The following is a 15,019-nucleotide window of genomic DNA, read 5'->3' as shown; positions in this document are numbered from 1 at the left end:
GTCAGCCCTTACCGGAACGTCTTGCGCGGATCGAAGGCGTCGCGCGCGGCCTCGCCGATGAAGATCAACAGCGACAGCATGATCGCGACCGAGAAGAAGCCGGTGAAGCCGAGCCACGGCGCCTGCACATTGGCCTTGCCCTGCGACAGCAATTCTCCGAGCGACGGCGAGCCCGGCGGCAGGCCGAAGCCGAGGAAATCCAGCGCCGTCAGCGTCATCACCGAGGACGACACGATGAACGGCAGGAAGGTCATGGTCGCCACCATCGCATTCGGCAGCAGATGGCGGAACATGATCGTCCTGTTGGAGACGCCGAGCGCGCGCGCCGCCTGGATGTATTCGAAATTGCGCCCGCGCAGAAACTCGGCGCGCACCAGGCCGACCAGCGCCACCCAGGAGAACAGCAGCATGATGCCGAGCAGGACGAAGAAGCCGGGCGGCAGCACCGCCGAGATGATCAGCAGCAGATAGAGATACGGAATCGCGTTCCAGATTTCGATGAAGCGCTGGAAAATGAGATCGGTCCAGCCGCCGAAATAGCCCTGGATGCCGCCGGCGGCGATGCCGATGATCGAGGACAGGATGGTGAGGCTGAGGCCGAACAGCACCGAGATGCGGAAACCGTAGATCAGCCGCGCCACCACGTCGCGGCCCTGGTCGTCGGTACCGAGCCAGTTATATTCGAGGTCGCGGCAGCCGGAGAGATTCTTGCGCTTCACGACCTCCTTGCACTGATCCTCGGTCAGCATCCAGGTCGGCGGCGACGGCGCGGGCGTCGGCAGGTCGAGATTGTGCGTGCCGTAGGAATAGCGGACCGGCGGCCAGATGATGCTGCCGCCCTTGGCGGCGATCTGCTTCTGCAAAAAGGGATCGCGGTAGTCGGCGGCGGTCTCGAAGTCGCCGCCGAAGGTGGTCTCGGCATAGCTGAAGAACACCGGCCAATAGAGGCGGCCGTCATACTTCACCATCAACGGCTTATCGTTGGCGATGAGGTTGGCGAACAACGACAGCGCGAACAGCGCCAGGAAGATCCAGAACGACCAGTAGCCGCGTCGGTTGGCCTTGAAGTTCTGCCAGCGCCGCCTGTTGAGCGGCGACGGCTCAAACGCATGGCGGGTGGCGGGAACGGATTCGCCGAGCGGCGACTGCGTCGTGGTCTCGACCGGCGTCTGGGGTGCGAGCATGACCATCAGACCTCCCGCGCCTCGAAATCGATCCGCGGATCGACCCACATATAGGTGAGATCCGAGATCAGATTGACCACCAGGCCGATCAGCGAAAAGATGTACAGCGTGCCGAACACCACCGGATAGTCGCGGTTGAGCACGCTTTCGAAGCCGAGCAGCCCGAGCCCGTCGAGCGAGAAGATGGTCTCGATCAAGAGCGAGCTGGAGAAGAAGGCGTGGATGAAGGTGCTCGGAAAGCCCGCGATCACGATCAGCATGGCGTTACGGAAGACGTGACCGTACAGCACCTGATTTTCGGTGCAGCCCTTGGCGCGTGCGGTCATGACGTATTGCTTGCGGATCTCGTCCAGGAACGAGTTCTTGGTCAGCAGCGTCATGGTGGCGAAGGCGCCGAGCGCCATCGCGATCAGCGGCAAGGTCAGATGCCAGAAATAGTCGATGATCTTCCAGTACCAGGGGAACTGCGCCCAGCCGTCCGAGGTCAGCCCGCGCAAGGGGAAGATGTTGAAGAACGAGCCGCCGGCGAACAGGATGATCAGGAGGATGGCGAACAGGAAGCCCGGAATCGCAAAGCCGATGATGATGATCGCCGAGGTCCAGGTGTCGAACTTCGAGCCGTCGGCGACCGCCTTGCGGACGCCGAGCGGGATCGAGATCATGTAGGTCAGAAAGGTCATCCAGAGCCCGAGCGATATCGAGACCGGCAGCTTCTCTTTGATCAACTGGATCACGCTGACGTCGCGGAAATAGCTCTTGCCGAAATCGAAGCGCGCGAAATTCCAGACCATCAGCAGGAAGCGCTCGGGTGCCGGCTTGTCGAAGCCGAACTGCACCTCGAGCTTCTTGATGAAATCGGGATCGAGCCCCTGCGCGCCGCGATATTTCGAGGAGACCTCACCGCCGCCGGCGCCGATCTGGCTGCGCTGCGCGCCGAAATCGCCGCCGCCGCCGGAGACGCGCGAGGTGCCGCCGGTATCGGCGCCGGAAAGCTGCGCCAGCACGCGCTCGACCGGCCCGCCCGGCGCGAACTGCACCACGACGAAGGAGACGAAGAGGATCCCGAGCAAGGTCGGGATCATCAACAGGATGCGGCGGGCGATATAGGCGCTCATCTGCTACTTCGCCTGCTCGAGCTTGGCGGTCTTGGCCGGGTCGCACCACCAGAGGGTCCGCTCGCCCATGCTCGATGAGTAATTGTCGATCTGATAGCGCGGCAGCTTCTTCGGGTGATCGAACACGTCCCAATAGGCCACCGGATGATTGCTGCGATACCACTGCGGCACCCAGTAGCGGCCGGCGCGGAACACGCGGTCGAACACGTGGCACATCAGCGTCAGCTCTTCGCGGCTTTCGGCGGCCAGGATCTTCTCGACCAGCGCATCGATCACGGGATCGGAGATGCCGGCGAGGTTGTAGGAGCCCTTGGTCTTGGCGGACTGCGAGGTGAAGAAGGTGCGCATCGCATCGCCCGGCGTCGCCGACAGGCTGAAGCGCTCGATCGTCATGTCGAAGTCGAAATCCTCCAGCCGCGCGCGGTACTGCACCGCGTCGACCAGGCGGAAGGTCGCCTCGATGCCGAGCGTGGCGAGATTCTTGATATAGGGCATGTGGTGCGGCTGGATCGAATTCTCGTCGTTGAGGAATTCGATCGTGAACACCTCGCCGTTCGGCAGCACGCGCTTGCCGTCCTTGACGACGCAGCCCGCTTCATTGAGCAACTGGCCGGCCTTGCGCAACAGCGCGCGGTCCTGGCCGGTGCCATCGGACACCGGCGGCACGAACGGCTTGCCGAACACTTCATCCGGCACCTGACCGCGGAACGGCTCGAGCACCTTGAGCTCTTCCGGCGACGGCGGGCTGTTCACCATCATGTCGGAGTTCTGGAACACCGAGTGCGTGCGCGCATAGGCGCCGTACATGATGGTCTTGTTGGTCCATTCGAAATCGAAGGCGTAGATCAGCGCTTCGCGCACCCGCGGATCCCTGAACTTGTCGCGGCGCAGATTGATGAACCAGCCCTGCGCGCCCGACGGCGTCTCGTCGGGAATCTGCTCCTGCTTGACACGGCCGTCCTTGATCGCCGGGAAATCGTAGCGCGTCGCCCAGATGCGCGCGGTGAACTCCTCGCGGAACAAGTAGTTCTTCGCGGTAAAACCCTCGAAGGCGACGTCGCGGTCGCGATAGAACTCGTAACGTACGGTGTCGTAGTTGAACATGCCGCGGCAGACCGGCAGCTCGGCGCCCCACCAGTCCTTGACGCGATTATACTCGATATAGCGGTTGGCCTCGAACTTCCCGACCTTGTAGGGCCCGGAACCGAGCGGGATATCGAGCGTCGACTCCTCGAAATTGCGGTTGGCGTAATAAGCCTTGGAGAAGATCGGCAGGCTCGCGACAAACAGCGGCACGTCGCGTGCGCGTTTCTCGGCGAAGGTCACCAGCACGGTGGCATCGTCGAGCGCATCGGCCTTCACCATGTCGCGCAGCTGCACCACGACCAGCGGATGACCCTTGTCTTTCAGGATGTTCAGCGAGTACGCGACATCCTGCGCCGTCAGCTTGCTGCCGTCGTGGAAACGCGCCTCCGGCCTCAAGCTGAAGCGGTATTCGCGCTTGTCGGGGGAGATCCGCACCGACTTCGCGGCGAAGCCGTACATCGCGTCAGGCTCGTCGGCCGCGCGCGCCATCAGCGTCGCAAAGGTCAGGTCCATGCCCTGCGCGCCCTCGCCCTTCAGGATAAAGGCGTTCAGCGAGTTGAAGGTGAAGTAGGACTGGTTGTTGGTGCGCACCGTCGGCAGCGACGAGAACGTGCCGCCCTTCGGCGCGCTCAGATTGACGTATTCGAAGTTCTTGAAGTCGGCCGGATATTTCAGATCGCCGAACACCGACATGCCGTGCATCTCGGTGCCGTTCTCGGCCGCTGCAGGCGCGATGCGAAGGCCTGCAGCGCTCAACGCACCGATGCCGAGGCCGAGGGCGTGCCGACGGGTGAACTGCGCCATGCGCGGATCCTTGTTCAAGAGCGCTTGAGCTTGGCTGCCTTGTCGGTGTCGTACCACCATAGCGTGGGAAGTCCCGAACGGCCGTATTTCGGCAACGGCTCGGCATGGCTGAAACGATCCCAGCGGGCATAACGCGAGAAACCGTAGGTGAATTGTGGCACGACATAGAAGTTCCAGAGCAGCACGCGATCCAATGCCTTGGTCGCGGCCACCAATGCTTCGCGGTCCTTGGCGAAGATCACCTGCTCGATCAAAGCATCCACGGCAGGATTCTTGATACCGATCGTATTCCTCGAACCCGGCTGATCCGCGGTCCGTGATCCCCAGAATTCCCGCTGCTCATTGCCGGGTGACAGAGATTGCCCCCATTGGTCGATGATCATGTCGAAATCGAAACTGCGGGTACGGTTTTGATATTGCGCGTCATCGGCCACCCGGACCGACGTCGCAACACCGATGCGTTCAAGTGACGGCTTGAAAAACAAGGCGATGCGCTCGGCGGACGGGTCCTGCACCAGGATTTCGACGGTGACCGGCTTGCCGTTGCTGTCAACTAGCTTCTGGTCGCGCACCTGAAAACCGGCCTCCTTCAGGAGCTTCGCGGCTTCCCGCAAATTCGCGCGCACCGCCTCCGGATTGCCGCCAACCGGGTTGACATAAGGTTTTGTGAAGACTTCGGCCGGCACCTTGTCGCGTACCGTCTCGAGAATTTGCAGCTCGCGTCCTTCCGGCAACCCCGACGATGCGAGCTCCGTTCCCTCGAAGTAGCTATTGATGCGCTTGTACTGATTGAAGAAGAGCTGTTTGTTCATCTCCTCGAAATCGAAGGCATAATTGAATGCCCGACGCAGACGCGCATCCTGGAACTGGTCGCGACGCAGATTGAGGACGAATGCCTGCATCCGGCCCGAGTCGTTGATCTTGAATTCTTCCTTGACGACGCGCTTGTCGGCGACGGCCGGAAAATCATAGGCGGTCGCCCATTGCTTGGCCGAATTCTCGGCGATCCAGTCCGCGTGATCCGCCTTGAACGCTTCCAAGGCGACCAGATTGTCGCGAAAGAACTCGAAACGCAGCTCGTCGAAATTGTTCGTTCCGACCTGGGCGGGCGTCTTGGCGCCCCAATAATCCTTCACCCGTTCGAGGGTGACGGAGCGGGCCGCAACGAACTCCTTGATCCGATAGGGGCCCGAGCCCAGCGGTGGCTCTAGCGTCGTAGTCGCGATATCGCGCTTGCGGCCCTGGCTGTCGGTACCTTCCCAATAATGCTTAGGCAGGACAATCAACTCACCGACAATGGTCGGTAGTTCACGGTTTCCCGGGCCATCGAAAGTAAACTTGATTTCGCGTTCGCCGGACTTCTCAGCCTTGATGACGTGTCGGTAATAGGAAGCGTACATCGGGCTGTACTGCTTCAAGGTATTGATCGAGAAGATTACATCTTCCGGCGTGACCGGCTTGCCATCATGCCAGCGTGCCTCTTTGCGGAGGCGATAGACGACCCAGGAGAAATCATCCGGATGGGCCGCCCCTTCGGCCAGCAGCCCGTATTCCGTGGCGACCTCGTCTTGTGACTTGGTCATCAGCGTCTCGTAGATCAGCGTGGCGGCCGGCGCGAGCGAGCCTTTGATACCAGCGACGGCGATGTTGAAGTTGTCAAACGTGCCAATCGAAATCATGCGGGCGACGCCGCCCTTGGGAGCGTTCGGATTGACGTAATCGAAATGCTTGAAATCGACCGGATATTTGACGTCGCCGAACAGCGAAAGCGCGTGCTGCCACTGCAGTCCCTCGGTCGCGGACTGGGCGTGGGCTTCTGTCCACGGGAAGTTTGCGGTGAGCCCCAGCGCCGGAGCCATTGCGGCCAGAGCGCTACCTTGAAGGAGATGTCGTCGGGTGATCGCCAATGCGGAATTCCTGCTGCTAGCCCACCCCACTTAGATGGGACTGAATATAAGGCAACGGTTCGACGAATTACGTTGCTTTTTCCTCATGATAGACGCTCGGGAACAATTTCGCTGCGGCCAAACGTCCCGATAACAAGCCCGCGATCCCGATTGGGTTTCCGTCATACGAAAACGGCCAGGCATTGCCTGGCCGTCCATCTGCATATGATCGCAGAACAAATCGTTACTTCGAAGCGGTCGGCACCGGCTGCGGGTGCTCGGAGTTCGAGTTCAGGTAGGCGATGATGTCGGCGCGCTCGCTGTCCTTCGGCACGCCGGCAAAGCCCATCGCGGTGCCCGGGACGAAGCCCTTCGGATTGGTCAGGAACTTGTTGAGGTCGTCGAAAGTCCACTCGCCGCCCTTGCCCTTCATTGCAGCCGAGAAGTTGAAGCCGCGGCCCTCGCCCTTCTTCTCGCCGACGACGCCATAGAGGTTCGGACCGACGCGGTTCGGGCCGCCCTTTTCAAAGGTGTGGCAGGCCTGGCACTTCTTGGCAGCCGCTGCGCCCTTTTCGACGGAGGCGGTCTGCAGCAGCTTCTCGATCGGCTCGGACGACGCCGCGGCAGCCTCGCCGCCACCGCCATGGCTCTCCTCCTTCACGGCGATCTCAAAACCCGGCTTTTCCGGCAGCTTGGGCGAAAACACCGCGCCGGCGGCAAAGCTCGTCACCAGGACGAGGATGCAGGTGCCGAGGATCGCACCGAGAATCTTGTTGAGTTCGAAGGAGTCCATTTTGGATCAGGCTCCGGGCCTTGAATGACGACGTCAGGCCGGGAAACGGCCGTTCGGGAAAGGCCCAGGAATCGACCGTGTTGTGCCGCCCCCCAGGCAAGGTTGAGATATCGGTTTGCCCGCGCTCTGGCAACCCGTATAAACGCGCCGAATTTCGTCCCATCCCCACCGATTTTCCGCCCACCGGACCGGCCCAGAAACGATGACCGATTCCCGTACCTTGGTGCTGATTCCCTCCCGTCTGGGCGCCACCCGCCTCCCCAACAAACCGTTGCTGGATATCGCCGGCCTGCCGATGATCGTGCATGTGCTGCGCCGGGCCGAAGAGGCCCAAATCGGCAGGGTCGCGGTTGCAACCGATACGCCCGAAATCGCGGCCGCCGTGACCGCGGCCGGCGGCGAGGCCGTGATGACCAGCGCCTCCCACCCATCCGGGTCGGACCGGATTTTCGAGGCGCTCGAGATCCTCGATCCCGAGGGCCAGGCGGAGTTCGTCGTCAACCTGCAGGGCGACCTGCCGACGATCCCGCCGCAGGACATCCGCGCCGCACTGGCCTTGCTGGACGATCCGTCGGTCGACATCGGAACGCTGACCGCCCAAATCCATGTGGAGGCGGAGCACACCACCCCGAGCGTGGTGAAGCTGATCGGCTCGCCGCTGAGCGATAGACGACTCCGGGCTCTCTATTTCACCCGCGCGACCGCGCCTTACGGCGACGGCCCGCGCTACCATCACATCGGGCTCTACGCCTACCGCCGGTCGGCACTGGCGCGCTTCGTCACGCTGCCGCCATCGGTGCTGGAACAGCGCGAGAAGCTCGAGCAATTGCGGGCGCTCGAAGCCGGCATGCGGATCGACGGGGCCATCGTGGATTCGGTGCCGCTCGGCGTCGACACGGCGTCGGACCTCGAAATGGCCCGCGAGATACTGGCCAAAACTTGAGCCGCTGCTAAAAGGCCCTCCATGACCAAGAAGCTGAAAATTGCGTTCCAGGGCGAACCTGGCGCCAACTCCCATATCGCCATCGTCGAGGCCTATCCCGATGCCGAGCCGATGCCCTGCGCCACTTTCGAGGACGCGCTGGCCGCAATCTCCTCAGGCGAGGCCGACCTCGGCATGATCCCGATCGAGAACTCGGTCGCCGGCCGCGTCGCCGACATCCATCATCTGCTGCCGGCCTCGGGGCTGTTCATCGTCGGTGAGTATTTCCTGCCGATCCGCCACCAGCTGATGGCGATCAAGGGCACCAAGCTCGAAGACATCAAGAGCGTGGAAAGCCATGTCCACGCGCTCGGCCAGTGCCGCCGCGTGATCCGCAAGCTCGGCATCAGGCCGATCGTCGCCGCCGACACCGCCGGCAGCGCCCGCGACATCTCCGAGCGCAAGGACAAGGGCGTCGCCGCGATCGCCTCGCGCCTCGCTGCCGAGATCTACGGCCTCGACATCCTCGCCGAGGACATCGAGGACGAAGCCCACAATACCACGCGCTTCGTGATGCTGGCGCGCGAGGCCAACTGGGCCAAGCCCGGCGCGGGGCCGCTGGTCACCACTTTTGTTTTCCGGGTCCGCAACCTGCCGGCCGCGCTCTACAAGGCGCTGGGCGGCTTTGCCACCAACGGCGTCAACATGACCAAGCTGGAAAGCTACATGGTCGACGGCAATTTCTTCGCCACGCAGTTCTATTCGGATGTCGACGGCCATCCCGAGGACCGCGGGCTGGCGTTTGCGCTGGAGGAACTCAAATTCTTCTCGCGCGAGTTGCGCATCATCGGCGTCTATCCGGCGCATCCGTTCCGCGCGACGTTCAGCGAAAAGGCTGCAGAGTAGTTACGCGGCGGCCTTCTTCTGAAGCCCGAACGTTTCGGCCAGCAGACTGTACGACTTCTTCCGCGCGTCGTGGTCGTAGACGGCTGATATCACCATCAATTCATCGGGCTGGCTGGCCGCGATCAGCGGTTGCAGCTTTGTCAACACCGTCGCGGGACTGCCGACGAAGAAGCGCGCGCGGTTGCGCGCGATTGAGGCGCGCTCGGCGTCGGTGTAGGGATAGGCCTGCGCTTCCTCGACGCTCGGCAGCGGCAGATACTGGCCGCGGTCACGGCGCAGGCGGTTGAGGTCCATCGAGGATGCGAGCTGCTCGGCCGCTTCATCGGTGTCAGCCGTAACAACCGCGACCGCCAGAATGCTGTGCGGCGTGGTGCGCCAGCCCGACGGCTTGAACCGGGTGCGATAATTCATCATCGCATCGACCGCGTCATGCGCCGCAAAATGATGCGCGAAGGCAAAGCCCATTCCGACTTGCGCCGAGAGCTCGGCGGAATAGTCGCTAGAGCCGAGCAGCCAGATCGGCGGCAGCGGCGAGTCATCGGGCATTGCTACCACTTTGGTGCAGGGATGGCCGGCCGGGAAATCGCGCGTCTCCCACAGCGTCAGCTCATGCAGCCGCTCGAGAAAATCGTCGCCCTCGCGGCGGTCGAGCCGGCTCCTCAAGGCATAAGCCGTCGCCCCGTCCGTGCCGGGCGCCCGTCCCAGGCCGAGATCGATCCGGCCGGGAAACAGCGCCTCCAGCATCTTGAAGCGCTCGGCGACGACCAGCGGCGCGTGGTTGGGCAGCATCACGCCGCCAGAGCCGACGCGGATGTTCTGCGTCACGGCCGCGATCTGCCCGATCATCAAATCGGGCGCGGGGCTCGCGACGGAAGCGAGGTTGTGATGTTCGGCCAGCCAGTACCTGGTGAAGCCGAGCTGATCGACATGCCGCGCCAGATCGATGCTGTTGCGCAGCGCCGCGGCGGGTTTCGTGCCTGTGGTGACGACGGAGAGGTCGAGAACGGACAAGGGGATCATGGCGCTCAACCTAGTGTGGCCCATCAAGGGCACAAAGGCCTCGGCGGCGCAGATCAGGCCCGCAGACTTCGCGGCTAGCGCCTGATTGAGCGGCGGAGCTATGGGATGAATTGAGACAATCTCCTAAAGCATGCATTCTGCCCACCACCCAAAAGGCATCAAACATCGACCCAAGCCATGATATAACATATTGATTATATTTGATTTATCACCAATATAACGCACTTTCCGCAAGTCGCCCAACGATATCTTCCTGTCTTCACCAAAGGTCATTACTTTGCAAAAAGTGGGCAAATTCCCATCTGCTGTGGGCTGTCAGCCAAACCCTCTTTGCCTTATCTTAGCCTCTGCCGGGGTAGGCCTGTCGCCTGCCCAATCCCGTGGAGCCCGTAGCGTCCCATGTCCGAGGTCAAGTCCCCCACTGCCAACGGGCAGCGCACCCCAAGAATCTCGTTCGAGTTCTTCCCGCCGAAGACCGAGGAGATGGAGCGCAATCTCTGGGAGACCATCAATCGCCTGGCCCCGCTGACGCCGAACTTCGTCTCGGTCACCTACGGTGCGGGCGGCTCCACGCGGGAACGCACCCACTCGACCATCAGCCGTATCCTGAAAGAGACCGACCTGCTGCCGGCCGCGCACCTGACCTGCGTCGGCGCCTCGCGCGGCGAGATCGACGAGATCGTCGACCGCTATCATGAGGTCGGCGTCCGCCACATCGTGGCGCTGCGCGGCGATCCGCCCGGCGGCATCGGCACCGCCTATCACACCCATGCCGACGGCTATCAGAGCTCGGCCGAGCTCGTCGCCGGCATCAAGAGGCGTCATCCCGATATCGAGGTGTCGGTCTCGGCCTATCCCGAGAAGCATCCGGAAGCCGCAAGCTTCGATGCCGACATCGACACGCTGAAGGCCAAGGTCGACGCCGGCGCAACCCGCGCCATCACCCAGGTGTTCTTCGACAACGATCTCTATTTCCGCTACCTCGACCGCGTCCGCGCGCGCGGCATCGAAATCCCTGTCGTGCCGGGCATCATGCCGATGCACAATTTCAAGCAGGCCCGCAATTTCGTCACCCGCGCCGGCACCAGCGTGCCGGATTGGCTCGCCGAGAAATTCGAAGGCCTCGATGACGACGCCGAAACCCGCAAGCTGGTGGCGGCGACCGTCGCTGCCGGCCAGGTGCAAAAGCTGTTCAAGCACGGCGTCGACACCTTCCACTTCTACACCATGAACCGCGCGGACCTGGTGTTCGCGATCAGCCATCTGCTCGGCATCCGGCCGCATGGCGCCCAGAAAGCTGCCTGACCTATGACCGTTCCCGTTTCTCCCAAGCGTACCGCTCTGCTCGCGGCTGCCCGCGAACGCATCCTCGTGCTCGACGGCGCGATGGGCACGATGATCCAGGGCCTGCAGTATGACGAGGCCGCGTTCCGTGGCGAGCGCTTTGCGGATTTTCATCGCGACATCAAGGGCAACAACGACGTCCTGATCCTGACGCAGGCGCAGGCGATCGAGGACATCCACGCCGCTTACCTGCGTGCCGGCGCCGACATCGTCGCGACCAACACCTTCTCCTCGACCTCGATCGCGCAGGCCGACTACGACATGTCGGACCTCGCCTATGAGCTGAACCGCGAAGGCGCGCGGCTGGCCCGCAACGCTGCCGAGCGCGTCTCCGCCGAAGACGGCAAGCCGCGCTTCGTCGCCGGCGCGCTGGGCCCGACCAACCGCACTGCCTCGATCTCGCCCGACGTCTCCAACCCCGGCTATCGCGCCGTGACCTTCGACGATCTGCGCAAGGCCTATGGCGAGCAGATCAAGGGCCTGCTGGACGGCGGCGCCGACCTGCTGCTGGTCGAGACCATCTTCGACACGCTGAACGCCAAGGCCGCGCTCTACGCGATCTCCGAGATTACCGAGGCGCGCGGCATCGATGTGCCCGTGATGGTGTCGGGCACCATCACCGACAAGTCCGGCCGCCTGCTCTCCGGCCAGCTGCCGGAAGCGTTCTGGCATTCGGTGCGGCATGCCAAACCGATCACCATCGGCTTCAACTGCGCGCTCGGCGCCGAGGACCTGCGCGCGCATATTGCCGATATCGGCCGCGTCGCCGATACGCTGGTCTGCGCGTACCCGAATGCCGGCCTGCCTAACGAGTTCGGCCAGTATGACGAGACGCCCGAATACATGGCACGCCTGATTGGCGAGTTCGCCGCCGCCGGCCTCGTCAACATCGTCGGCGGCTGCTGCGGCACCACGCCCGACCATATCGGCGCCATCGCCGCGGCCGTTGCCCCGCACAAGCCGCGGATCGTGCCGGAGATCGCGCCCAAACTTCGATTGTCCGGCCTCGAGCCGTTCACGCTGACGGACGCGATCCCCTTCGTGAACGTCGGCGAGCGCACCAACGTCACCGGCTCCGCCCGCTTCCGCAAGCTGATCACCGCCGGCGACTACACGGCAGCGCTGCAGGTCGCGCGCGACCAGGTCGAGAACGGCGCCCAGGTCATCGACGTCAACATGGACGAGGGCCTTCTGGACTCTGAGAAGGCGATGGTGACCTTCCTCAACCTCGTCGCCGCCGAGCCCGACATCGCCCGCGTGCCCGTGATGGTCGACTCCTCGAAATTCCACGTCATCGAGGCCGGCCTGAAATGCATCCAGGGCAAGCCGATCGTGAACTCGATCTCGCTGAAGGAAGGCGAGGAGAAGTTCTTGCACGAGGCCACCGTCGCCAAGCGCCATGGCGCGGCCGTGGTGGTGATGGCGTTCGACGAGACCGGGCAGGCCGACACGTTCAAGCGCAAGACCGAGATCTGCAAGCGCGCCTATGACATCCTGGTCAACCGGCTCGGCTTCCCGGCCGAGGACATCATCTTCGATCCGAACATCTTCGCGATCGCGACCGGCCTCGAGGAGCACAACAATTACGGCGTCGACTTCATCGAGGCGACGCGCTGGATCCGCCAGAACCTGCCGGGCGCCCACATCTCCGGCGGCGTCTCCAATTTGTCGTTCTCGTTCCGCGGCAACGAGCCGGTGCGCGAGGCCATGCACTCGGTGTTCCTGTATTACGCCATCAAGGCCGGCATGGACATGGGCATCGTCAATGCCGGGCAGATGATCGTCTATGACGACATCGATCCCGAGCTGCGCCAGACCTGCGAAGACGTCATCCTCAACCGCGACGCGAGCGCCTCCGAACGCCTGCTCGCACTCGCGGAAAAATTCCGCGGCAAGGAGAAGCAGACCAAGGAGCAGGACCTCGCCTGGCGCGAATGGCCGGTCGAGAAGCGCCTGAGTCACGCGCTGGTCCATGGCATCACCGAGTTCATCGAGACCGACACCGAAGCTGCGCGGCAGAACGCGACGCGCCCGCTCGACGTGATCGAAGGCCCGCTGATGGACGGCATGAACGTCGTCGGCGACCTCTTCGGCGACGGCAAGATGTTCCTGCCGCAGGTCGTGAAGTCGGCACGCGTGATGAAGCAGGCGGTCGCCTATCTGATGCCGTTCATGGAGGAAGAGAAGGCACGCAACCTCGCCAATGGCGTTACCGGTGGCCGTAACGCCGCCGGCAAGATCGTGCTCGCGACCGTGAAGGGCGACGTCCACGACATCGGCAAGAACATCGTCGGCATCGTGCTCCAGTGCAACAATTTCGAGGTCATCGACCTCGGCGTCATGGTGCCCGCCAACAAGATCATCGAGACCGCGAAGGCCGAGGGCGCCGACATCATCGGCCTGTCCGGCCTGATCACGCCCTCGCTGGATGAAATGAGCTTCCTCGCCGGCGAGCTGGAGCGGCAGGGCATGAACGTGCCGCTCTTGATCGGCGGCGCGACCACCAGCCGCGTGCATACCGCCGTGAAGATCGACCCCAACTATCCGGGCGGGCCTGTCGTGCACGTCAACGACGCGAGCCGCGCCGTCGGCGTCGCCTCCTCGCTGCTGTCGCCGGAGAAGAAGCAGGCTTACGCCGCCGAGGTGCGCGCCGAGTATGCAAAAATCTCCGCGGCGCATTTCCGCGCACAGGCCGACAAGAAGCGGCTGAAACTCGCTGAGGCGCGCGCCAACAAGGTCGCGATCGACTTTGCCGCCGTGCCGCCGAGGAAGCCGACCTTCTTCGGGCTGAAGAGCTTTGACGCCTATGATCTGGCCGAGCTCGCGCAGTACATCGACTGGACACCGTTCTTCCAGACCTGGGAGCTCACGGGGCGTTTTCCGGCGATTCTCGACGATCCCAAGATCGGCGAGGTCGCGCGCTCGCTCTATGACGATGCCCGCAAGATGCTGGATACCATCATCAAGGAGAAGTGGTTCACCGCGCGTGCGACCATCGGCTTCTGGCCGGCCAACGCCGTCGGCGACGATATCAAGGTCTATGCCGACGAGACGCGGACGACCGAGATCGCGACCTTCCACGCGCTGCGCCAGCAGCTCGAGAAGCGCGAGGGCCGCTTCAATGCCGCGCTGTCGGACTTCATCGCGCCGGCGACGTCGGGCGTGCCCGACTATATCGGCGGCTTCGTGGTCACCGCGGGCATCGGCGAGGATGCAGTCGCCGACCGCTTCAAGAATGCCAATGACGACTACTCCTCGATCCTGTGCAAGGCGCTGGCCGATCGCCTCGCCGAGGCCTTTGCCGAGCGCATGCACCAGCGCGTCCGCAAGGAGTTCTGGAATTATGCGCCGGACGAGACGTTCTCGGCGGACGAGCTGATCCTCGAGAAGTACGACGGCATCCGCCCGGCGCCCGGCTATCCCGCGCAGCCCGATCACACCGAGAAGGCGACGCTGTTCAGGCTGCTCGATGCCGAGAAGACGTCCGGCGTGAAGCTGACCGAGAGCTTTGCGATGTGGCCGGGCTCGTCGGTGTCGGGTCTCTACTTCTCGCACCCCGAGAGCTTCTATTTCGGCGTCGGCAAGATCGAGCGCGACCAGGTCGAGGATTACGCCGCACGCAAGAGCATGAGCGTCGCCGAGATCGAGCGCTGGCTCGCGCCGGTGCTGAACTACATTCCGTCGCAAGCGGAGAAGGAGCCGGTCATCGCGCCGGCCGCGACGCCGGCGAACGATGTGGCCTCGCACCCGCAAGGGTGCACCTGCGCCGTGCATCTGGCCTGGCGGAAGAAGGCGGTCGGAGCTGGCTGAGCGCTTCGCCTCGCCCCGCCCTTCGCGGGGAGAGGCCGAAATTCGCGCAGCGAATTTCGGGTGAGGGGTGGTCCCGCAGGGACGGTCTCCCTTGTTGCGAGTGAGGATTTCCGAGTCGGAGAGGGCTATAGTGCGGCAACGTTGTGCCA

At 63.3% G+C, this 15,019-nt stretch carries 10 protein-coding genes; 4 read left to right on the top strand and 6 right to left on the bottom strand.

Features of this window, described 5'->3' with window-relative positions:
- Positions 1 to 8 precede the first annotated feature (8 nt).
- From JQ604_RS28640 to JQ604_RS28620, 5 genes are all read right to left on the bottom strand, one after another.
- On the bottom strand, positions 9 to 1,190 hold the full coding sequence (locus JQ604_RS28640) for an ABC transporter permease (protein ID WP_212364032.1): 1,182 nt from the start codon (positions 1,188 to 1,190) through the stop codon (positions 9 to 11).
- Positions 1,190 to 2,299: a microcin C ABC transporter permease YejB gene (locus JQ604_RS28635; RefSeq protein WP_212364031.1), complete on the bottom strand. Its 1,110-nt coding sequence runs from the start codon at positions 2,297 to 2,299 to the stop codon at positions 1,190 to 1,192. The genes JQ604_RS28640 and JQ604_RS28635 overlap by 1 nt, the downstream gene beginning before the upstream one ends.
- A 3-nt stretch (positions 2,300 to 2,302) precedes the next feature.
- On the bottom strand, positions 2,303 to 4,189 hold the full coding sequence (locus tag JQ604_RS28630; RefSeq protein ID WP_212364030.1) for an extracellular solute-binding protein: 1,887 nt from the start codon (positions 4,187 to 4,189) through the stop codon (positions 2,303 to 2,305).
- Positions 4,190 to 4,203: 14 nt separating this feature from the next.
- Entirely contained in the window at positions 4,204 to 6,048 is a 1,845-nt protein-coding gene (locus JQ604_RS28625) for an extracellular solute-binding protein (RefSeq protein ID WP_212364070.1), read from the bottom strand.
- 271 nt (positions 6,049 to 6,319) lie between these two features.
- Positions 6,320 to 6,868: a c-type cytochrome gene (locus JQ604_RS28620; protein ID WP_212364029.1), complete on the bottom strand. Its 549-nt coding sequence runs from the start codon at positions 6,866 to 6,868 to the stop codon at positions 6,320 to 6,322.
- A gap of 202 nt (positions 6,869 to 7,070) precedes the next feature.
- Between JQ604_RS28620 and JQ604_RS28615 the strand changes: the two genes are divergently transcribed.
- Together JQ604_RS28615 and JQ604_RS28610 are read left to right on the top strand one after the other, a co-directional pair.
- A complete protein-coding gene (locus JQ604_RS28615; RefSeq protein ID WP_212364028.1) occupies positions 7,071 to 7,811 on the top strand; it encodes a 3-deoxy-manno-octulosonate cytidylyltransferase in 741 nt (246 codons plus the stop codon).
- A 21-nt stretch (positions 7,812 to 7,832) separates the two neighbouring features.
- Positions 7,833 to 8,696 carry a prephenate dehydratase gene (locus JQ604_RS28610; RefSeq protein ID WP_212364027.1) on the top strand — a complete coding sequence of 288 codons (864 nt, stop codon included), beginning with the start codon at positions 7,833 to 7,835 and terminating at the stop codon, positions 8,694 to 8,696.
- Here the strand turns inward: JQ604_RS28610 and JQ604_RS28605 are convergent, their stop codons facing one another.
- Complete coding sequence (locus tag JQ604_RS28605) at positions 8,697 to 9,716, bottom strand: LLM class flavin-dependent oxidoreductase (RefSeq protein WP_212364026.1); 1,020 nt, start codon at positions 9,714 to 9,716, stop codon at positions 8,697 to 8,699.
- 399 nt (positions 9,717 to 10,115) lie between these two features.
- Between JQ604_RS28605 and metF the strand changes: the two genes are divergently transcribed.
- Entirely contained in the window at positions 10,116 to 11,021 is a 906-nt protein-coding gene (gene metF / locus JQ604_RS28600; RefSeq protein WP_212364025.1) for a methylenetetrahydrofolate reductase [NAD(P)H], read from the top strand.
- Positions 11,022 to 11,024: 3 nt separating this feature from the next.
- Positions 11,025 to 14,870, top strand: coding sequence for a methionine synthase (metH, locus tag JQ604_RS28595; protein ID WP_212364024.1), 3,846 nt, complete (start codon positions 11,025 to 11,027; stop codon positions 14,868 to 14,870).
- Positions 14,871 to 15,019 lie beyond the last annotated feature (149 nt).

The sequence above is a fragment of the Bradyrhizobium jicamae genome (assembly GCF_018130695.1).
GTDB classification, from domain to species: Bacteria; Pseudomonadota; Alphaproteobacteria; order Rhizobiales; family Xanthobacteraceae; genus Bradyrhizobium; species Bradyrhizobium jicamae_B.
This window is presented reverse-complemented; position numbering and strand designations above follow the sequence as displayed.